Origin of the sequence: Sandarakinorhabdus oryzae, from assembly GCF_009733735.1 — a bacterium.
Classification (GTDB): domain Bacteria; phylum Pseudomonadota; class Alphaproteobacteria; order Sphingomonadales; family Sphingomonadaceae; genus Sandarakinorhabdus; species Sandarakinorhabdus oryzae.
The window spans coordinates 1-18,371 of the sequence record NZ_WNJP01000049.1; the positions used below are offsets into that span (position 1 = coordinate 1).

Sequence of the window (18,371 nt, forward strand, 5' to 3'; positions counted from 1 at the left end):
CGGCTTGGGCGCCACCACAGGCGGCGGCGGCGGCGCCGCCACCGGCGGCGCCTGTCGCGGCGTCGAACAGGCCGCGACCAGCAGGCCCAGACCCATGACGCCAGCGCGAACCACTTGCCAGCCGCGTCCAACCCGGCTCTTGATAGCCATGTGAGTGTCCACCCTTCCTTCAACCCCGATGCCCTGCCAGAGGGCACGCTTGCGCCGGGGCTTTACATCGTTGCGACACCAATCGGCAATCTCGGGGATATCACCGCTCGCGCCCTGACGGTGCTGGCCCGCGCCAGCCTGATTGCCTGCGAGGATACACGGGTGACCGGCAAGCTGCTCGGCGCGTTCGGCATCGCCACCAGGATGCTGCCCTATCATGATCACAACGCCGCCCGGGCCCGCCCCGGCCTGATCGCCCGCGCCCTGGTGGAACCGGTGGCGCTGGTGTCGGATGCCGGCACCCCGCTGATTTCCGATCCGGGCTACAAGCTGGTGGCCGAAGCCCGCGCCGCCGGAGTCAATCTTGTCACCGTGCCAGGTCCGTCGGCAGTGATCGCGGCGCTCGCCATCGCCGGCCTGCCCACCGATCGTTTCCTGTTCGCCGGCTTCCTGCCGGCCAAGGAGAAGGCCAAGGCCGACGCAATTGCCGAACTGGCCGCCGTGCCCGCCACGCTGGCCTTCTATGAATCGGGCCCGCGCCTCGCCGCCACGCTTGCCGCGCTCCATGCCGGGCTGGGCGATCGCCCCGCCGCCGTTGGCCGCGAACTCACCAAGAAGTTCGAGGAGATGGTGACCGGCACGCTTTCGGAACTCGCCGGGCGCTGGGCAGACGCCCCACCCAAGGGCGAGATCGTCGTGCTGGTTGGCCCGCCACTGCCGCCGCCGGCCGCCACCGCCGATGATCTCGATTCGGCGCTGCACGCCGCGCTGGCGACGATGCGGGTGAAGGATGCAGCCAAGGCGGTGGCCGAGCAGCTGGGCCTGCCGAAAAGTGACGTCTATGCCCGGGCGCTGGTGCTGAAAAATGGCTGATGCCAAAGATTTCCGGCGCCGCCAGGCCAATGAGCGGCGCGGCCGGATGGCCGAGCATGTTGCTGCCATCTGGTTGATTGCAAAGGGCTATCGCCTGCTCGGTCGGCGCCTGAAGACTCCGGGCGGTGAGATTGATCTGCTGCTGCGCCACCGCGACGCGCTGGTGTTTGTGGAGGTGAAGGCGCGGCCCACTCTCGACTCCGGGCTGGCGGCGCTGCATCTTCGCCAACAGCGGCGCTGCCAGGCAGCCGCGCGCTGGCTGGCCACACGGCATGGCTGGCCGGGCGCGGTGCTGCGGCACGACGCCGTGGTGATCATGCCATGGGCCTGGCCCCGGCACCTGGTCGCCATCTGGCGGGAAGAGGCGTGATGGAACTGGCAACACTGGGCCTGATGGATGATGCCGATATCGATCTGGTCGAGGCCGGCATCGCCCTGAGCCTGGCCGACCGCCCGCGCGCCGATCCGCAGCGGCTGCGCCGGCTGGTGTCGGGCTGGGCCATCATCCTGCAGCGCGACCTGGCGCCGGCCACCGGCAAGGGTCGCGCCCTGCGCCTCGCTGGCCTGATCGCTGGCGATGCGGGGTTGACCGGTGACATGACCGATTACGACAACCCGCTGAATGCCGATCTGATCGCCGTGGCCGAACGTGGGCGCGGCCTGCCGATCGCGCTGTCCATCCTCTATATCGCGCTGGCCCGCCGCGTTGGCTGGCGGGTGGATGCCCTCGCCCTGCCCGGCCATGTGCTGCTCGAAGTGCACGGCGGCGGCGAATCGACCCTGCTCGATCCCTTCGATCATGGCACCACCGTCTCGCCGGCCCGGGCGGCCGAGATCGCCCGCCACGGCGGCGGCACCGCCATTGCCGGTCGCTTCCCGGTGATGAGCAATCGCCAGATGCTGGTGCGCATGGTGTCAAACCAGGCCAGCCGCGCCCTGCTCGGTGGCGATAGTGGCCGGGCGCTGACACTGTATGAGCGGCTGACAGTGCTGGCACCGCGGGTCAGCGCGCTGTGGTGGGAACGGGCGCGGTTGGAACAGCGCATCGGCCGGCTGGCCGCCGCCCGCGCCAGCCTGACCGCCATGCTGGAAACCACCCATGATCCGGCGCTGGTGCAGCGCATCCGCACCACTCTCGCCACCCTGGCGCAATCTGATAATTGAAAAGGCCGATCCCATGACCTTGCGCGTCGCGGTTCAGATGGACCCGATCGAAACCATCAACATTGCCGGGGATTCGACCTTCGCGCTGATGCTGGAGGCCCAGGCCCGTGGCGCCAGCCTCGTCCATTATCTCGCCGACGACCTGTCGGCGGAGAATGGCCGGGTGCGCGCCAAGGCCCGACCCCTGAAGCTGATCAACCAGCCGGGTGCGCATTTCGAATGGCTGGGCGAGGCCCGCACCGTCGATCTGGCCGACGAGACCGACGTGGTGCTGATGCGCCAGGATCCGCCGTTCGACATGGGCTATATCACCGCCACTCACCTGTTGGAGCAGATTCAGGACCGGGTGCTAGTGGTCAATGATCCGGCCGAGGTGAGGAATGCGCCCGAGAAACTCTTCGTGCTGCGCTTCCCCGATCTGATGCCGCCAACGCTGGTCACCAAGAGCCTGGAAGAAGCCATGGATTTCCGCGCCCGCCACGGGGCGATCGTGGTCAAGCCGCTCTATGGCAATGCCGGCACCGCGGTGTTCCTGATCGATGAAGAGGACGGCAACCTGCCGGCGTTGGTCGAGCTGTTCAGCAGCGTCTGGCGTGAGCCATTCATGGTGCAGGCCTTCCTGCCGAGCGTGGCGGAGGGCGACAAGCGCATCGTGCTGGTGGATGGCGAGCCGGCCGGCGCCATCAATCGCTTGCCGAAAAAGGGTGAGATCCGCTCAAACCTCGCCGCCGGCGGCAGCGCCCAGCCCACGGAATTGAGCCCGCGCGAGCTGGAAATCTGTGCCCGCCTGGGGCCGGAGCTGAAGAAGCGTGGTCTGATCTTCGTCGGCATCGACGTGATCGGCGGCTGCCTGACCGAGATCAATGTCACCTCCCCCACCGGCATCCGCGCCATCGACCGCTTCAACGGCACCAACACGCCGGCGCGCATCTGGGATGCGATTCTGGCGAGGCTCGACGCCCGCGGTTGAGGTCGCTTGACATTTCGATAATTGTCGAATATTTCGATGAATATCGAAAGGAAGTTGGATGGACTCAACGTCAGCCGTGCCGGCGCTTGCCGCCCTTGCCCATGAACGGCGCCTGGCGCTGTTCCGGGCTCTGGTAGTGGCCGGGCCAGATGGCCTGTCGGCCGGGGCGATTGCCCACGCGCTTGATGTGCCGCCCTCCAGCCTTTCACATCACCTGGGGCTGCTGGAACAGGCGGGGCTGACGACCGTCCGACGTGCTGGCCGCAGCCTCATCTATGCGGCGGATTTCGCCGCGATGCGGGCGCTGATCGATTTCCTGCTGCTGGATTGCTGCCGGGGCATCGAACCTGAACAAATAGGCGCCTGCGCGAAGGGAGAATGCGCATGAAGCGGCTGCACGTGCATGTGGGCGTTACCGATCTTGCCCAGTCCATTGCCTTCTACAGCAATCTGTTCGGCACCGGGCCGAACTTGGTGCGCGATGATTATGCCAAGTGGATGCTGGACGATCCGCGCGTCAATTTCGCCATCAGCCACGGCCATGCCGCCCCGGGGATCGAGCATCTGGGTATCCAGGCCGAAACGCCCGAGGAACTGGCCGAGGTGACCGCCCGCCTGAACAGCGCCGCGGCGCCGGTGCTGGCCGAAGGGGAGACCACCTGCTGTTATGCCCGTTCCGAAAAAAGCTGGACGGCCGATCCGCAAGGGGTGGTGTGGGAAGCCTTCCACACCATGGAACAGGCCCGCACCTATGGCAGCAGCCCGATGCTGGACGCGCTGGCGGCGATGGCACCAGCCAAATCAGGCGGCGGCTGCTGCTAGTTCTTCGGCTTGCGCGGTTCCTTGCCAGGCGGGCCGTCGACCCGTTCCCAGCGGCCCAGGCCACAGCCGCCGAACGACACGCCGCCCATGGTGAAATCGACAATCTCGACGATGTCACCCCGGCACTGGCTGCCAATCGGGCTGGTGTGCACCATGGCGCGGCGCGGTGACAGCGCCGGGCAATCCATGCTGTTGCGCCACCAGCTCTTGTTGCGCAGCCGGGCATACCATTTGCCGTCGCGGCCCACATCAGTCTGCTGGATGTTGCGGGTGATCAGGCAATCCTGCACGGCCGGGCCGGCCGGCGGAGCGGGCGGCTTGTCGGCGGCCAGCGCCGGCGTCGCCACGGCCAACGCCGCCAGAATGATGATGCTGCGGTTCATGGCGAGTGACCCTGCCCTTTCCAGCCTTTATCGCGCCTGAATGGCCTGACTTATCCGCGAAAACCATCCTTGGCAGCGCGGCGGCGGGCGAGCTCCTCCACACTGCCGGCGCGCACGAACGGATTGGTCGCGGCTTCCATGGCGAGGCTGAACGGCACAGTCGGCTCGCCGCGGCTGCGCAAGCGATCCACGGCTTCGGCGCGTTTCACCAGCGCCTCATTCTCCGGCTCCACGGTCAGCGCGAAGCGGGCGTTGGATTGGGTATATTCATGCGCGCAATACACCAGCATACGCGGCGGCAGCGCCATGAACTTGGCCAGCGCCGCATGCATCTGCTCCGCCGTGCCTTCAAACAGCCGGCCGCAACCCATGGCAAACAGCGTGTCGCCGCAGAACAGCGCGCCATCGAAGGCATAGGCATTGTGGCCGGCGGTGTGCGCCGGACAATCGATGACCTGGCCGACATGGCTGCCGATCTGCACCGTATCGCCCTCGACCACGGTGCGGGTGATCATCGGGATCTTCGCCGCCTCGGCCTGCGGACCGGTCACCTTGGCTCCCGTCGCCGCCACGATCTGGGCATTGCCGCCCACGTGATCGGGGTGCCAATGGGTGTTCAATATCTGGGTGATCGTCCAGTTGCGGGCAAAGGCGGCGGCCAGCACCGGCTCGGCCACGGCGGGATCGATCACCGCCGTCTCGCCGCTGGCGGCATCGTGCGCCAGCCAGACATAATTGTCTGACAGCACCGGCACGCCGACGATCTCGAGCATGTCACCAGCTCCCGATATTGGGCATGGAGGCCCAGGGTTCGGCCACCGGCAGCGCCGGGCCGGTCTGCAGCAGCTCCACCGAAATCCCGTCCGGCGATTTGACGAAGGCCATGCGGCCATCGCGCGGCGGCCGATTGATGGTGACGCCGCCGTCCATCAGGCGCTGGCAGGCGGCGTAGATATCGTCCACGGCATAGGCGAGATGGCCGAAATTGCGCCCGCCGCCATAGCCCTTCTCGTCCCAATTGTGGGTGAGCTCGACCTGGGCATCCTCGTCGCCGGGCGCGGCCAGGAAGATCAGGCTGAAGCGCCCGGCCTCGTTGTCGTAACGGCGCAATTCCTTGAGGCCGAGCAGCTCGAAGAAGCGCAGCGTTTCCTCGACGTCCGAGACGCGGATCATGGTGTGGAGATATTTCATTTAAGCGGGCGTCCTTCAAAGGCTTCGAACAGCGCGATCACCGCGTCCGGCACCGGCGTCGGCCGGCCGCGCGGTTCATCGACATGCACCTGCACTTCCGCGCCGCTGGCGCGCAGATCATCGGCGCCCGGCCCGTTTGCCAGGCCATGCACTTCGAAAGCGAAGCTGAGCGAAGTGCGGCCGACCTTCTCGCAGCGCACGCAGATGGCCATTTCCTCGTCGAGCAAAATGGGCGCGTGATAGACGACCTCGGCCTTGACCACATGCAGCTCCGGCGCGCCCTGCAGATTGGGCTCGGGGTACAGGCCGGCAGCGCGAAAATATTCGGTGATGCCGATGTCGAAATATTCGAGATAACGGCTGTTGAACACCACCGCCTGGGCATCAACCTCGGCATAGCGGGCGCGGGCAGGCCAGGCGAAGCGGAAATCGGAGCGCATCAGCGCGGTGTAGCAGGCAGCGGCTCGCTCGTCAGTGGCTTTTCCGGCAGCTTGGCGTTCATGCGACCAAGCGCGGCAGCCGCAGCCTGCCCGGCCGGCGCATCGGGTGCATCGGCGGCCGCGGCCTCCCAGGCCTGGCGCGCAACCGTCATCTCGCCCTTGGCCGCTGCGATATTGCCGGCTTCCAGTTCGACATCGGCCGATTCCGGTGCCAGCGCCGCGGCCTTCAGCAAGGCAGCCTCGGCGGTGGCGAGATCGCCGCCACGTCGCGCCAGCGTCGCCTTAAGCAGCCAGGGCGTGAAAAACTCCGGCGACAGTTCCGTGGCACGGGTGAGATCGGCCATGGCGGCATCGGGCTTGCCCGCGGCCACCTGGGCTTCGGCGCGGGCGGTGAGCAGATCGGCTTCGGCACGCGGGCTCAGTTCCAGCCCGCCCGGTTTCGCCAGCGCACGGCTGAGGAAGCGCACAGCCTCGGCCGGCTGCTCGGCGATCAGCGCCGCGTCGCCGGCCTGTCGCCACAGCGCAACAGCCTGACCATCGCGGGCGGCCTCGCTGGCCTCGCCAGCCGCTTCGTAATTCTTCAGCGCCTCCTCATAATGGCGGGCGTTCATCTGGGCGACGGCCAGGCAATGGCGCGCTGGCACGCCGCCGCCCTCGATGCGCCAGGCATAGGCCATCTGCAGGGAGCGCGCCGGGTCCTTGCCGGCCATCTCGATGCAGGCGGCATAGCGTGTCGGGTCAGACGGTGCTGCCCCAGCCCGCGCAGCGAAGAATAGCGCCGGGGCCGCCGTCAGCAGCGCCAGGCAGGCCAATCGTCTCACAACAGCTCCTCGACGGTGGCAATCAGCGCGGCGATATCCGCCTCGCGGCTGAGGCGATGATCGCCATCCTTGATGAGCCGCACCTGAACATCGTCGCCGGCCAGCCGCGCCGCGATGTCGAGCGACAGCCGCCATGGCACGACCTCGTCGCGCTGGCCGTGCAGCAGCCGGACTGGCGCGGTGAGGCCGATTTGGCCATCGAGCAGCAGGTGCGCCGGCGCATCGGCGATCAGCGCGCGGCTGTAGCGATAGGGCTCGCCATAATCGGACGGGCGGGTGAAGAAGCCGTTCTTGTCCAGCTGCCGCCGCTCGGCCTCGCCCACGGTGAGGCCCCAAACAGTGAAATCGGGCGCAGCGGCAATCCCCACCAGCCCCGCCAGCCGATCCTTCAGCGCCAGGCCCGCCTGCAGCGCGATCCAGCCGCCCATCGAAGAGCCGACCAGCATGACCTTGCCGTCGGGCGAGGCAAGGCGGATCAGCGCCAACGCGTCGCCTGTCCAGCGCCCGATGCTGCCGTCAAGGAAATCACCGCCGCTCGCCCCGCAGCCGGAATAATCCAGGCGCAGATACGCCTGGCCCTTTCCCTTGGCCCAATCGCTCAGCGCCTCGGCCTTGGAACCCGTCATGTCGCTCATGTAGCCGGGCAGGAACACGACCAGCGGTCCGGCCCCGGCCGTGAAGCGGAAGGCCAGACGGGCGCCTGCGTGATCGAGATACTGCAACTGGCTCATCCCTTCGCCTTAGGCGATGGGATGGGATGCGGAAAGGGTCAGGCGGCCACGCTGCGCTGGCGGCGGCGGCGGGCGAGCATGCCGGCCAGGCCAAAACCGGTGACCAGCATCATCCAGCTCGCCGGTTCCGGCACGGTTCCACCGGTGATGTTGGCGCTGATATTGTCGAAGAAGGCCGTGTTATCGTCGGTGATCAGGCCCTTGAAGCTGATGCTGTAGCTCTGGCCGGCGGTGACCGGGCCGAGCACCAGGCTGCGGGCCGTGAAATTCTGGCCGCTGACCGTGCTGAACTGGCCGGCCTGGTTTGCACCGAACAGCACATCATAGGTCTGGTTGCCGTTGCAGCAGCCCAGGCCGGGCCGTGCACCTTCCAGCCAGCTCAGTGTCAACACGCCGGACTGGGTGGCGGTGAAGCTCTGCGAAAGGGTGCCGACGCTCTGGACGAAGGCATATTGCGACCCGCCGAAACCCTGCGGGGGCGAACCACCGAACCAGGGCGTGGCGGTGAAGCCGTTGATCAGGCCGGCGCCGCCCGTATAGGTCCAGCCGCCCACCGTGGCCGAGCCGCCCAAGGCGGGATAGACATAGCCGGTGCCGCTGACATCGCCGCTGAAGCTGCCGATCACCGGCGATTCGAAATCGCCCCCGGTCAGCTGTTCCACGGCCAGGGCCGGCATCGCCACCAGAGCGGCGGCCACAGCAACGGCAAACTGCATCTTCATCCGAACTATCTCCATTTCGGATGTGGTTTATGCAGTATTGCGGTTAATGGCCGGTAAAGACTGGAAATTCGCTCACCAGCCGGCGGCCTGGCCATCCTTGCGGTGATCAGAACCGGCGCGATAGACGGGCTTGCGGTCGGCCCCCTGCTCCACCCGGATCGCCTGATAGCCGCCCATCAGGCCACTGTTCGGCGGACCGAGCCGATGGCCCATGGCCTTCAGCTGCGCGCCCACCAGCGCGTCGAGTGCCGGCTCCAGGGTCAGCACGTTCGACACCTGGCCGTGGCGGAAGCGCGCCATGTCGGTCGCCATCTGCACATTGGCGCCGAGGGTGAACATGTTGACCAGCACCTGGGCGTGGCCCTGCACCTGCATGTCGCCGCCCATCAGCAGCAGGGTCATTTCCGGCTGGCCATCCTTCATCACGAAGCCGGCGGCGAGCGTGTTGTAGGGGCGCTTGCCCGGCGCGATGATATTGGGCGACTGGCGATCGAGGCTGAACTGCACGCCGCGGTTGTGCAGGATCAGGCCATAATCCTTGACCGTCAGACCGGAGCCCCAGACCGAGGCCACCGAGTTGACCACTGCGACCATGTTGCCGTCGCGGTCAGCGGTGGAGAGCACCACCGTGTCGCCGCTGCGATCGGCCGGGCCGGGCCGGGTGATCGTGGCACGGGCCGGATCGACCCGGCTGCACAGGGAAGCGGCATAGGCTTTCGAGGTCAGCCGTTCGACCGGCACGGTCACGAAGTCGGGATCGCCGTTCCACGCCGCCAGATCGGCATAGGCCAGCTTCTTTGCCTCAATGAGATAATGCCAATAGCGCGGATCGGCCGGGCCCAGCGCCGCCAGCCCCTTGCCGGGCGACCAGACCGGCACACAGGCATCGAGGATGTTGAGCAGCTCCAGCGTCGCCCACGCCTGCGATGGCGGCGGCAGTTCATAGATGTCGCGGCCGGCGTGGGTGGAATGGGCCAGCTCGACCCATTTGCCCTGATAGCCGGCCAGGTCGGCGGCGGTCATGGTGCCGCCCAGCGCGGTCGATTTGGCGATGATCGCCCGGGCGATGTCGCCGCGGTAGAAGGCATCCTTGCCGTCCTTGCGCAGCAGGGCGAAGGCGCGGCCAAGGGCGGGATTGCGGAACACCTCACCGGCGGCAGGTGCGCGGCCGCCATCGGTCCACACCGCCAGCGTGTCGGGATCAAGCGCGGTGCAGCAGGCCCTTAGCGGCAGCGCCTTGTTGAAACTGCCCCAATCAGCCGCGATGCGCGGCGAGACCGGAAAACCTTCGCTGGCGTAATATTCTGCCGGCGCCAGCACCTCTGCAAAGCCTCTGGTGCCAAAGCGCTTGAGTGCCGCGTCCCACCCCCACACCGTGCCAGGCACGGTGACGGTGAGGATACCGCCGCTCGGCATGCCCGATCCCAGCGCCCAGTTGGCCGGGTCCTTCTGATAGCCGAGCGCCGCATAATGATCGGGCGTCGCACCGCTGGGCGCAGTGCCGCTGGCGTTCAGCGCGTATAGCTTCTTCTCCTTGGCCGACCAGATGATCATGAACACATCGCTGGCGATGCCGGTGCTCATCGGTTCCACCACGGCCAGCACGGCGGCGGTGGCCACCGCGGCATCGATAGCATTGCCGCCCTGCTGCAGGATGCTGAGCCCGGCCTGGGTGGCAAGCGGCTGGCTGGAGGTGACCATGCCCTGCCGCGCCATCATCTCGGCCCGGCTCTGCGCACCCCAGCCTTCGACGCGGCTGCCCGGCACCGCGGCACAGGCTGGCTGCGGGCAGCGCGCCGCCTCCTGTGCCAGCGCCGGTGCCGACAGGCTCATCACGAGGCCAAGTCCGATCAATTGCTTCAGCATCATGCCCCCTCTGTTTCTGCGCCGGCAAAAAATTGGGCAAGGCCAACAGGCTTGTCCAGTGATGGTTCAACCCGTTGGCCGGCACACAGCCTTCAACGCCTGCCAGTCAGCATCGCTCATGCCGGATTCAGCACCCCATTTCACCGCATCGCCATAGAGCCGGGCGCGTTCGCGGTCAGAGGGGTGGCTGTCGCTGAAGCCCTCCCCACCGCGGGCCTGGCGCCTGAAGAAATCGGCAGCGCCGCGCGTCGAGATGCCGGCCGCCTGCAACAAGGCAATGGCGCCGCCATCGGCTTCGGCTTCGGCGGCCTTGCCGCCCTTCTTCAGCACCGTGAGGTCCGCAAGATCGCCCGCATTGCTGCCCAGGGTCCGCGCCACCACGGCCGGGCCGCTGTCTTTCAGCAACTGCTGGTTGGGGTGCTGGAAGGCGATATGCTCGATCTCGTGGGCCAGCACGGCAGCGATTTCATCCGGCGATTGTGCCTGGTCGATGATGCCGCGCAGCAGGGCGACATGGCCGCCGGGCAAGGCGATGGCATTGATGTCGGGGCTGTCCACCACCGTCACCGATACCGGTTCGGGCAGGCCGTGGGCCGGCAGCAGCCGCGCCGTCAGCCGGGCCAGTGCGGCATTGCCGGGGCCGCCGTCACATTGTGGGCCCATCTGGGCCAGATAGGCCCGGCCGATCTGTTCGGTGACATGGTGGGGCAGCAGGGGCGCGGCGAGCTGCACCACGCGGTCGCGCGCCAGCCATAGCAAGGCGGCGAGCAGACCAAGCAACGCCAACACCACCAGGAGCATCCGGCGCAACGGGCTTGGTTGCGGCAGTATTGGCAGATCATGCACCCAGCTGTCGGGCGGCGGCACCGCGTCGAGCCGGATCCGCCAGTCGCGATTGTCGGTGCGGCGGATGTTCAGGCCCTCGTCGCGGCGCACCCGGGCCAGCGGGATGGCGCTGATATCGGCCTCCACATTGATCACCAGGCGCTTTTCATGCGCCGTGACCACCACCGCCTCGCGGCGGCCGTCAGCCATCAGCAGGCCGCTGAGCGGTCTTGTCTTGGCAGTGCGGCGGGTTGAAACGGACATCGAGCGCAACCCTGCCAAGGCATGTGCCCCATCGCAAGCTGTTGATCCATGCGGGCCGGCACCCGGGTCATTCAATTGCCGCCATATGGCGTTATTCTTGGGCTGGCTGATCGCCGATCCTGACTGCCAGATAGGAGCCCCGAACAATGCCATGGCCCCATTTTGCCTGCCTGCGCTGCATCACGCCCATCGACGCCGGCCAGCCCTGCCCCACCTGCGCCGCGCCGCCATTGGGGCTGGTGTTTCCCGCCATGAACGATGTCGTGCCGATCGATTGGGTGCTGAAGCCCGGTGATTTTCGACGCGTGCCGGTACCGGCCACCTTTGGCGAGGCCAGCCAGTGGATGACCTATCGCTTCTATGTGCTGCGCCACGACCAGGGCATTGATCTTGTCGGCAGCAGCTATGATGGCGTGTTGCCCTGCCAGACGGCACTGTCGCAGCGTATCGTCACCAGCAAGATCGCCACCCAGCCGCTCGCCGCGCTCAATCGCGGCCTGTTGCTTGGGGTCGATTACGACGATTTCCAGAAGCGCTTCGTGCTCGGCGATGATGGCCATCACCGCTTTGCGGCTGCCCTGCGCACGCGGTTCCCGGTGGTGCTGATCTGGGCCAACAGCCTCAGCAACGCAGCGACCAGTTGGCAAGCGATGCAATGGGGCAATTTCGGGCCGCCGGCCTGAACCCGCCCCTGGCCTGCCCCGGTTGACTTCGCGGGGCCTTCGCCGCACTACCCCGGCCGCAATCCAGCCACGAAGAAAGACCGATGTCCGATCTCATCACCCTCACGCTCCCCGATGGTTCGCAGCGCGAAGTCGCGCGCGGCACCACCGGCGCCGACGTGGCGGCCAGCATCGGGCCGGGGCTGGCCAAGGCGGCACTGGCGGCGAAGCTGGATGGCGAACTGGTCGATCTGTCGCGCCCGATCGAGGCCGATGCATCGCTGGCGCTGGTGACGGCGCGTGACGAGGCCGACGCGCTGGAACTGGTGCGTCACGATTTCGCCCACGTGCTGGCCGAAGCCGTACAGCAGCTATTTCCCGGCACGCAGATCACCTTTGGCCCGGCCACGGACGATGGCTTCTATTATGACTTCGCCCCCGCCCCCGGCCGCGGCCCCTTCACCGAGGACGATCTGCCGGCCATCGAGGAGGCGATGCGCGCCATCATCCGCGCCGACAAGCCGCTGCGCCGCGAAGTCTGGCCGCGCGCCCAGCTGATCAGCCGCTGGAAGCAGCAGGGCGAGAATTTCAAGGCCGAATGGGCCGCCGAACTGCCCGGCGACGAGGATCTGACCGTCTATTGGTCGGGCGAGGACTGGCTCGACATGTGCCGCGGGCCGCATCTGCCCTCGACCGGCAAGCTCGACCCGCAGGCTTTCAAGCTGACGCGGGTGTCGGGCGCCTATTGGCGCGGCGACCAGAAGAACGCCATGCTCAGCCGGGTCTATGGCACGGCCTGGCTCAACAAGAAGCAGCTCGACGCGCACCTGATGCGGCTGGAGGAAGCCGCCAAGCGCGACCACCGCAAGCTGGGCCGCGAGATGGACCTGTTCCACCTGCAGGAAGAGGCCCATGGCAGCGTGTTCTGGCACCCGCGCGGCTTTGTCATCTATCGCGCGCTGGAGGCCTATATGCGGCGCCGGCTCGATCTTGGCGGCTATGACGAGGTGAAGACGCCGCAGATCATGGACGCGCGCCAGTGGGAGCAATCCGGCCACTGGGGCAAATATCGCGAGAATATGTTCGTCATCCCCGACGAGGTGCCCAACACCGAGGACGAAGGCCCTGTCGTGAGCAACGACGCGCAGTGGATGGCGCTGAAGCCGATGAACTGCCCGGGCCACGTGCTGATCTTCCGCCAGGGCATCAAATCCTATCGCGACCTGCCGCTGCGCTTTGCCGAAATGGGCTGCTGCCACCGCAACGAACCGCACGGCGCCCTGCACGGCATCATGCGCGTGCGCCAGTTCACGCAGGACGACGGCCATATCTTCTGCCGCGAAGACCAGATCGTAGCTGAAGTGCAGATGTTCTGCGACCTGCTCGACAGCGTCTACGAGGACCTGGGGTTCGAGCGTTATTCCATCAAGCTGGCGCTGCGCCCGGAAAAGCGCTTCGGCAGCGACGAAATGTGGGACCAGGCCGAAAGCGAATTGCGCAATGCCGTCGCCGCCGCCGGCCGCGCCACCGAGGAGTTCGGTTGGGAAGAACTGCCCGGCGAAGGCGCCTTCTATGCGCCCAAGCTGGAATTCCACCTGACCGACGCCATCGGCCGCACCTGGCAATGCGGCACCATCCAGTCGGACCGGGTGCTGCCAGAGCGGCTGGACGCGACCTATGTGGGTGAGGATGGCAACCGCCACCGCCCGGTCATGCTGCACCGCGCGATCCTGGGAACGTACGAGCGCTTCATCGGCATCCTGATCGAGCATCACGCTGGCTGGTTCCCGACCTGGCTCGCCCCGGTGCAGGCGGTGGTTGCCACCATCGTTTCGGATGCCGATGCCTATGCCGGCGACGTGGCGGCTGCGCTGAAGGCCGCCGGCGTGCGGGTCGAAACCGACCTCAGGAACGAGAAGATCAACCTGAAGGTGCGCGAGCACAGCCTGCAGAAGGCGCCCTATATGCTGGTCGTCGGCCGCCGTGAGGCCGAGGAAGGCACGGTGGCCCTGCGCAACCTGAAGGGCGGCGAGCAGAAGGTGATGCCGCTGGCCGAGGCCATCGCGCTGATCAAGGCCGACGCGCTGCCGCCCGATCTGAAGCCATGACCCTCGTCGTCGGCAACTACCTGTCACCTTATGTCAGAAAGGTGCTGGTGTGCCTGACGATGAAGGGCGTGCCCTACACGATCGACCCGATCACGCCCTTTTTCGGCAATGACGCGTTCGCCGCGGTCAGCCCGCTGCGCCGCATCCCGGTGCTGATCGATGACGAGCTGACGCTCTGCGATTCCACCGTCATCTGCGAATATCTCGACGAGCGTTACCCCGGCCCGGCGCTGCTGCCGACCAACCGGGCCGACCGGGCACAGGCGCGCTGGCTGGAGGAATTTGCCGACAGCCGCATGGGCGATGTGATCATCTGGCGGCTGTTCAACCAGCTGGTGACACGCATCCACGCACAGCCTGCCTTCGAGCAGCTGGCGCAGTTTGAACAACTGGTGCTGCAAACGCCGCCAGCCAACCAACGGGCAGCGTTGCTTGCCGCTGGCGCGCCGCTCTCCGAAACCAGCTTTGGCGCTGATGTGCCGCGCAGGGGCGTGATGCCGCTGGGCTGACCAGCGTCAGGGCTTCAGTTGTCGCTCCAGGAAATCGGCCGTCGCCGCGTTCACCTTTGCCCAACTGGCGTGGCGCAGGAAATCGTGGATTTCGTTCGGAATCACCATCTCCTCGAACGGCACGCCGCGCTGGCGCAAGGCGGCGGCCAGCGCGATGCTCTGATTGATGCGGACGTTGCGATCATCATCGCCGTGGATCAGCAACACCGGGCTGTGCCAGCCCACCACGTCGGCCAGCGGTGACGAGGTCCAGGCCGTGCGCAGCGCCCGCTCGCGATCAGTGTCGCCAAAGCTGGTGATGGCCGGGCCCATCTGCTCGATCATGGTGCGCGACCAGTCGTGGACGCCGTGGATGTCCACGCCGGCCTTGAACACGTCCGAATTGCGGGCCAGCGCCTGGGCGGTGAGCAGCCCGCCATAGCTGCCGCCCCAGATGCCGATGCGGCCCGCATCAACGTCGCTGCGTCCCTGCAGCCAGCGTGCAGCCGAAATCACGTCCTGATATTCACCGGCGCCGCGCGGGCCACCATCGGCGGGATGCTGGAAATCCCAGCCATAGCCGATGCCGAGCCGGTAATTGACGCTGAGCACGACGAAGCCGCGGCTGGCCAGATACTGGTTCAGCGCATAGGCATTGGCGTAATAGCGCATGTAGCTGAAGCCCAGCAGCATCTGCCGCGGCGGGCCCCCGTGGACGAAGATCACCGCCGGGCGCTTGCCGCTGCCGGCCGGGCGGAACAACTGACCAAAGATCGTCGTGCCATCCGGTGCTTTCCAGCTCACTTTCTCGGGCACCGCCATCGCCGCCCCGACAAAACTGGACGGCGCCGCCTGCCCGGCCAGCGTCGCGCAGCGCGGTGCACACCATGCAACCGCCCCGGCATCACGCACGCCGGCCGCAATCAGCGCCACACCGTCGCGCGTGCCCACCGGCGTCCATTCCAGCCCGCTGCCGCTGGTGACCGGCGTGACCGGGCCGCCAGCCACCTTCACGCTGAAGACATGGCGGCGGGTGTCGTCATCCCGATCGGCGCCAGTGTTGGCGGAAAAGTGCAGGGTCGTGCGGTCCGGGCTCAAGGCGACATGCTCGTCCATATAGCCATCGCCGGTCAGCCGTGTCGCCGCCCCGCCCGCTGCCGCCACCGTGTAGAGTTGCTGCCAATTGGTGGCAGCCGACAGGAACACCAGCCGATCACCCGCCGCCCAGAAGAGATTGGCGCCGCCTGCCACGTCGGGGAAACTGTCGCGCAATGTGGTGCCACTGGCCCAGGCCTGCTTCGCCGTGCCGGCCGCCACATCGGCCACCATGATCGCCCAGGGCTGCGGCTTGGGATCGAGGAAGCGGCCATAGCCATCAACCCCCACCCAGCGCCTTGTGAAGGCGATGCGCGTGCCATCGGGTGACCAGACCGGGCTGCCATCCATGCCGGTGCTCGCCGGCAGGTAGGTGATCGGCTGCCCTGCGCCGCCATAGACGCCGATCAGGGCATGGCCCTCGCGCCGCGAGACATAGGCGAGGCGGCTCCCGTCGGGCGACCAGCCCAGGCTGCCGGCCCGACCGCGATCGAAGAACAGCCGGGTGAAACCACTGCCATCGCCGGCCACCGTCCACACTTGCCCGGCCTTTTCGCAGGCGATCACGCCCTTTGCCGAGATTGCTGGCGCGTCGCATTCCGCCAGCGCCTTCGCCGGCGTCACGCCCGTGGCATCGGCGCGCCACAGCATCACCTTGGGCTCGTCCGTGCTGGCGGCCGGGTTGGGCGCCAGGTTGCCAGCAGCCGCCCAGTTGCCGTCATGATCGCCGCCACGCACGAAGAGCAGGCTCTTGCCGTCGGGCGCGAAGCTGAGCTGCGTCAGCTCCTGGCCATCATCCTCGGTAAAACCCGTCACCTGCACCGGCTTGCCCGTGGCGCCGCTGGCCACGAAGATGTTGCGCACGCCGGCCACTTCCCGCACCCAGGCAATGCGCGCGCCATCCTCGCTGGCCACCAGGCCTGACGTGAAGGGATAGGCCATGGCGCCTTGCAGCGTCATCGGCGCGGCGACCGCCGGCCCGGCCAGGCTGCACAGCAGCACACCGGCCATCAACATGTTGCGCATCCGACGATCCCCCAATCTGACCCAATGCCGCCAATCATGCCGCATGCGAGGCCAAACACAATCCCGACCTGGCCTGCGCCAAAAGAGGCATTGGCGCAAAGGGCGTGCCGGGGATAAGAAGTGCTGCTGCCCCTATGGCCTCGCAAAGGAGAATGATGATGCTGCGTGTCGTTTCCGCTGCCGTTCTGGCTGTTGCCGTGATCCTGCCGGCCACGCTGGCCAGCGCCGGCCCGATCGAGGATCGCCAGGCGATCATGAAGGGCAATGGCCGCGATACCAAGGCTGGCGGGGCCATGGTGAAGGGCGAAACCCCGTTCGATGCGGCGGCTGCCAACAAGATCCTCGCCAACTATGCGGCCGGCGCCAAGGCGTTCGGCAAGCACTTCCCCGCCAGCAGCAAGACCGGCGGCGACACCGAAGCGGCCCCGGCGATCTGGGACAAGCCGGCCGACTGGAAGGCCGCGCTGGCCAAGTTCCAGACCGACACCGCCGCTGCTGTCGCCATGAAGCCCGCCGATGCGGCCAGCTTCGGCAAGGCCTTTGGCCTGGTCACCGCCAACTGCAAGAGCTGCCACGAAGCCTTCCGCATCAAGAAGGGCTGAGATGCGACGCTGGCTGGCCAGCCTGGCTGGGCTGGCAGCGCTTGGCGCGGCGACGGGCTGGCTCGTCACCGCGCCGCAGCCGCTTGAAACAACCGCGCAGGGGCCCGGCGATGCCACGCGCGGCGCCCGGATTTTCCATGTCGGTGGCTGCGCCTCCTGTCATGCCGCCAAGGGCGCCAAAGGCGATGCGCGGCTGAAGCTGGGCGGTGGCGCGGCGCTGGTGACGGCCTTCGGTTCGTTCCAGCCGCCGAACATCTCGCCTGGCCCGGATGGCATTGGCGGCTGGAGCCTGGCCGATTTCGACAACGCTATGCGCCGCGGCATCAGTCCGGATGGCCGCCATTATTATCCGGCCTTCCCCTACACCAGCTATGCCCGCATGACGCCCGGCGACGTGGCCGATCTGTTCGCCTATCTTCGCTCGCTGCCCGCCGTGGCCGGAAAGGCGCCCGGTAACGACGTCGCCTTCCCGTTCAGCATCCGCCGCGGCATTGGCCTGTGGAAGCGACTTTATCTCGATGCCGGCCCCGTCATCGCCTTGCCGGCCACGGCACCGGCGGAAGTGCGCGCCGGGCAATATCTGGTGGAAGGGCCAGGCCATTGCGGCGAATGCCACACCGCGCGCGATCGCTTCGGCGGTCCCGATCGGGCGCACTGGCTGGCCGGCGCTCCCAATCCGGAAGGCAAGGGCCGCATCCCCAACATCACGCCCGGCAAATTGGGCTGGAGCGCGGCCGAAATTGCTGATTATCTGAAGACCGGATTCACGCCCGATTACGACAGCGTTGGCGGCTCCATGGTCGAGGTGCAGGCCAACATGGCCGAGCTGTCCGACGCTGATCGCGCTGCCATCGCCGCCTATCTGAAAGCGGTGCCGCCCCACAAACCCTGAATCGCAAGCCGTGACAAATTTGGTCGTTGCTCAAATTTGCGCCGCGATGCCCTTGGCCAGCGGCTGTCTTGTCTCTATATGGCACCGTTGAGGGGGCGATGGCCGGCCTTTCACGACAGGCCAGAACGTAAGGAATGATGTGAATGCAGACGCTTGGTCCGGGGGCCATCCGCCGCCACCCCGCCCGCCCGCAAGCCGGCCGCCTCCCGGCCCTGGCCGCCGCCCTTGTCGGCGTGTCGTTGCTGGGCCTGTCGCCGGCCGCCGCTGAAACCCTGC

At 67.2% G+C, this 18,371-nt stretch carries 21 protein-coding genes; 11 read left to right on the forward strand and 10 right to left on the reverse strand.

The window, feature by feature from the left end; all coding sequences use genetic code 11:
* Window positions 1-150: 150 nt before the first annotated feature.
* From rsmI to GJ693_RS06905, 6 genes are all read left to right on the forward strand, one after another.
* On the forward strand, window positions 151-1,023 hold the full coding sequence (gene rsmI / locus GJ693_RS06880; protein WP_156255584.1) for a 16S rRNA (cytidine(1402)-2'-O)-methyltransferase: 873 nt from the start codon (window positions 151-153) through the stop codon (window positions 1,021-1,023).
* Window positions 1,016-1,393 (forward strand): YraN family protein, encoded by a 378-nt coding sequence (locus tag GJ693_RS06885; protein WP_156255585.1) that lies wholly within the window; start codon window positions 1,016-1,018, stop codon window positions 1,391-1,393. The genes rsmI and GJ693_RS06885 overlap by 8 nt, the downstream gene beginning before the upstream one ends.
* A complete protein-coding gene (locus GJ693_RS06890) occupies window positions 1,393-2,187 on the forward strand; it encodes a transglutaminase family protein (RefSeq protein WP_197042021.1) in 795 nt (264 codons plus the stop codon). The genes GJ693_RS06885 and GJ693_RS06890 overlap by 1 nt, the downstream gene beginning before the upstream one ends.
* 13 nt (window positions 2,188-2,200) lie before the next feature.
* On the forward strand, window positions 2,201-3,157 hold the full coding sequence (gshB, locus tag GJ693_RS06895; protein WP_156255587.1) for a glutathione synthase: 957 nt from the start codon (window positions 2,201-2,203) through the stop codon (window positions 3,155-3,157).
* A 76-nt stretch (window positions 3,158-3,233) separates the two neighbouring features.
* Entirely contained in the window at window positions 3,234-3,545 is a 312-nt protein-coding gene (locus GJ693_RS06900) for an ArsR/SmtB family transcription factor (RefSeq protein WP_408014548.1), read from the forward strand.
* A complete protein-coding gene (locus tag GJ693_RS06905; RefSeq protein WP_156255589.1) occupies window positions 3,542-3,979 on the forward strand; it encodes an ArsI/CadI family heavy metal resistance metalloenzyme in 438 nt (145 codons plus the stop codon). The genes GJ693_RS06900 and GJ693_RS06905 overlap by 4 nt, the downstream gene beginning before the upstream one ends.
* Here the strand turns inward: GJ693_RS06905 and GJ693_RS06910 are convergent.
* From GJ693_RS06910 to GJ693_RS06950, 9 genes are all read right to left on the reverse strand, one after another.
* Window positions 3,976-4,362 (reverse strand): hypothetical protein, encoded by a 387-nt coding sequence (locus tag GJ693_RS06910; protein ID WP_156255590.1) that lies wholly within the window; start codon window positions 4,360-4,362, stop codon window positions 3,976-3,978. The two genes, GJ693_RS06905 and GJ693_RS06910, sit on opposite strands and share 4 nt — an antisense overlap.
* Window positions 4,363-4,412: 50 nt before the next feature.
* Complete coding sequence (gloB, locus tag GJ693_RS06915; RefSeq protein WP_156255591.1) at window positions 4,413-5,135, reverse strand: hydroxyacylglutathione hydrolase; 723 nt, start codon at window positions 5,133-5,135, stop codon at window positions 4,413-4,415.
* A gap of 1 nt (window position 5,136) precedes the next feature.
* The gene (locus GJ693_RS06920) at window positions 5,137-5,553 is read right to left on the reverse strand and encodes a VOC family protein (protein ID WP_156255592.1); all 417 of its coding nucleotides are present in this window, start codon (window positions 5,551-5,553) and stop codon (window positions 5,137-5,139) included.
* Complete coding sequence (locus GJ693_RS06925) at window positions 5,550-5,993, reverse strand: acyl-CoA thioesterase (protein ID WP_328598825.1); 444 nt, start codon at window positions 5,991-5,993, stop codon at window positions 5,550-5,552. The genes GJ693_RS06920 and GJ693_RS06925 overlap by 4 nt, the downstream gene beginning before the upstream one ends.
* Window positions 5,993-6,814: a hypothetical protein gene (locus tag GJ693_RS06930; RefSeq protein ID WP_156255594.1), complete on the reverse strand. Its 822-nt coding sequence runs from the start codon at window positions 6,812-6,814 to the stop codon at window positions 5,993-5,995. The genes GJ693_RS06925 and GJ693_RS06930 overlap by 1 nt, the downstream gene beginning before the upstream one ends.
* Window positions 6,811-7,545, reverse strand: a complete 735-nt coding sequence (locus GJ693_RS06935; RefSeq protein WP_156255595.1) for an alpha/beta hydrolase — start codon at window positions 7,543-7,545, stop codon at window positions 6,811-6,813. The genes GJ693_RS06930 and GJ693_RS06935 overlap by 4 nt, the downstream gene beginning before the upstream one ends.
* Before the next feature lie 38 nt (window positions 7,546-7,583).
* Window positions 7,584-8,267, reverse strand: a complete 684-nt coding sequence (locus GJ693_RS06940; protein WP_197042022.1) for a PEPxxWA-CTERM sorting domain-containing protein — start codon at window positions 8,265-8,267, stop codon at window positions 7,584-7,586.
* 72 nt (window positions 8,268-8,339) lie between these two features.
* On the reverse strand, window positions 8,340-10,136 hold the full coding sequence (locus GJ693_RS06945) for a gamma-glutamyltransferase family protein (RefSeq protein WP_197042023.1): 1,797 nt from the start codon (window positions 10,134-10,136) through the stop codon (window positions 8,340-8,342).
* A 63-nt stretch (window positions 10,137-10,199) separates the two neighbouring features.
* Window positions 10,200-11,222, reverse strand: coding sequence for a M48 family metallopeptidase (locus GJ693_RS06950; RefSeq protein ID WP_197042024.1), 1,023 nt, complete (start codon window positions 11,220-11,222; stop codon window positions 10,200-10,202).
* 146 nt (window positions 11,223-11,368) lie between these two features.
* Between GJ693_RS06950 and GJ693_RS06955 the strand changes: the two genes are divergently transcribed.
* The 3 genes from GJ693_RS06955 to GJ693_RS06965 all read left to right on the forward strand — a co-directional run bounded on the left by GJ693_RS06955 (window position 11,369) and on the right by GJ693_RS06965 (window position 14,501).
* Entirely contained in the window at window positions 11,369-11,905 is a 537-nt protein-coding gene (locus tag GJ693_RS06955; protein ID WP_156255598.1) for a ParB N-terminal domain-containing protein, read from the forward strand.
* Window positions 11,906-11,988: 83 nt separating this feature from the next.
* The gene (gene thrS, locus GJ693_RS06960; RefSeq protein WP_156255599.1) at window positions 11,989-13,992 is read left to right on the forward strand and encodes a threonine--tRNA ligase; all 2,004 of its coding nucleotides are present in this window, start codon (window positions 11,989-11,991) and stop codon (window positions 13,990-13,992) included.
* Window positions 13,989-14,501, forward strand: coding sequence for a glutathione S-transferase family protein (locus GJ693_RS06965; protein WP_156255600.1), 513 nt, complete (start codon window positions 13,989-13,991; stop codon window positions 14,499-14,501). The genes thrS and GJ693_RS06965 overlap by 4 nt, the downstream gene beginning before the upstream one ends.
* A gap of 6 nt (window positions 14,502-14,507) precedes the next feature.
* Here the strand turns inward: GJ693_RS06965 and GJ693_RS06970 are convergent, their stop codons facing one another.
* Window positions 14,508-16,601, reverse strand: coding sequence for a S9 family peptidase (locus tag GJ693_RS06970; protein ID WP_197042025.1), 2,094 nt, complete (start codon window positions 16,599-16,601; stop codon window positions 14,508-14,510).
* A 152-nt stretch (window positions 16,602-16,753) separates the two neighbouring features.
* Between GJ693_RS06970 and GJ693_RS06975 the strand changes: the two genes are divergently transcribed.
* Both GJ693_RS06975 and GJ693_RS06980 read left to right on the forward strand, forming a co-directional pair.
* A complete protein-coding gene (locus GJ693_RS06975) occupies window positions 16,754-17,203 on the forward strand; it encodes a c-type cytochrome (RefSeq protein ID WP_197042026.1) in 450 nt (149 codons plus the stop codon).
* A gap of 1 nt (window position 17,204) precedes the next feature.
* On the forward strand, window positions 17,205-18,095 hold the full coding sequence (locus GJ693_RS06980) for a cytochrome c (RefSeq protein ID WP_156255602.1): 891 nt from the start codon (window positions 17,205-17,207) through the stop codon (window positions 18,093-18,095).
* The last annotated feature ends 276 nt before the right edge of the window (window positions 18,096-18,371 follow it).

Bases quoted from the DNA above. Each gene is read 5' to 3' on its own strand.
- GJ693_RS06885 (WP_156255585.1), top strand. From the start codon at position 1,016: ATGGCTGATGCCAAAGATTTCCGGCGCCGCCAGGCCAATGAGCGGCGC.
- GJ693_RS06890 (WP_197042021.1), top strand. From the start codon at position 1,393: ATGGAACTGGCAACACTGGGCCTGATGGATGATGCCGATATCGATCTG.
- gshB (WP_156255587.1), top strand. From the start codon at position 2,201: ATGACCTTGCGCGTCGCGGTTCAGATGGACCCGATCGAAACCATCAAC.
- GJ693_RS06905 (WP_156255589.1), top strand. From the start codon at position 3,542: ATGAAGCGGCTGCACGTGCATGTGGGCGTTACCGATCTTGCCCAGTCC.
- GJ693_RS06910 (WP_156255590.1), bottom strand. From the start codon at position 4,362: ATGAACCGCAGCATCATCATTCTGGCGGCGTTGGCCGTGGCGACGCCG.
- gloB (WP_156255591.1), bottom strand. From the start codon at position 5,135: ATGCTCGAGATCGTCGGCGTGCCGGTGCTGTCAGACAATTATGTCTGG.
- GJ693_RS06920 (WP_156255592.1), bottom strand. From the start codon at position 5,553: ATGAAATATCTCCACACCATGATCCGCGTCTCGGACGTCGAGGAAACG.
- GJ693_RS06925 (WP_328598825.1), bottom strand. From the start codon at position 5,993: ATGCGCTCCGATTTCCGCTTCGCCTGGCCTGCCCGCGCCCGCTATGCC.
- GJ693_RS06935 (WP_156255595.1), bottom strand. From the start codon at position 7,545: ATGAGCCAGTTGCAGTATCTCGATCACGCAGGCGCCCGTCTGGCCTTC.
- GJ693_RS06940 (WP_197042022.1), bottom strand. From the start codon at position 8,267: ATGAAGATGCAGTTTGCCGTTGCTGTGGCCGCCGCTCTGGTGGCGATG.
- GJ693_RS06945 (WP_197042023.1), bottom strand. From the start codon at position 10,136: ATGATGCTGAAGCAATTGATCGGACTTGGCCTCGTGATGAGCCTGTCG.
- GJ693_RS06950 (WP_197042024.1), bottom strand. From the start codon at position 11,222: ATGTCCGTTTCAACCCGCCGCACTGCCAAGACAAGACCGCTCAGCGGC.
- GJ693_RS06955 (WP_156255598.1), top strand. From the start codon at position 11,369: ATGCCATGGCCCCATTTTGCCTGCCTGCGCTGCATCACGCCCATCGAC.
- thrS (WP_156255599.1), top strand. From the start codon at position 11,989: ATGTCCGATCTCATCACCCTCACGCTCCCCGATGGTTCGCAGCGCGAA.
- GJ693_RS06965 (WP_156255600.1), top strand. From the start codon at position 13,989: ATGACCCTCGTCGTCGGCAACTACCTGTCACCTTATGTCAGAAAGGTG.
- GJ693_RS06970 (WP_197042025.1), bottom strand. From the start codon at position 16,601: ATGCGCAACATGTTGATGGCCGGTGTGCTGCTGTGCAGCCTGGCCGGG.
- GJ693_RS06975 (WP_197042026.1), top strand. From the start codon at position 16,754: ATGATGATGCTGCGTGTCGTTTCCGCTGCCGTTCTGGCTGTTGCCGTG.
- GJ693_RS06980 (WP_156255602.1), top strand. From the start codon at position 17,205: ATGCGACGCTGGCTGGCCAGCCTGGCTGGGCTGGCAGCGCTTGGCGCG.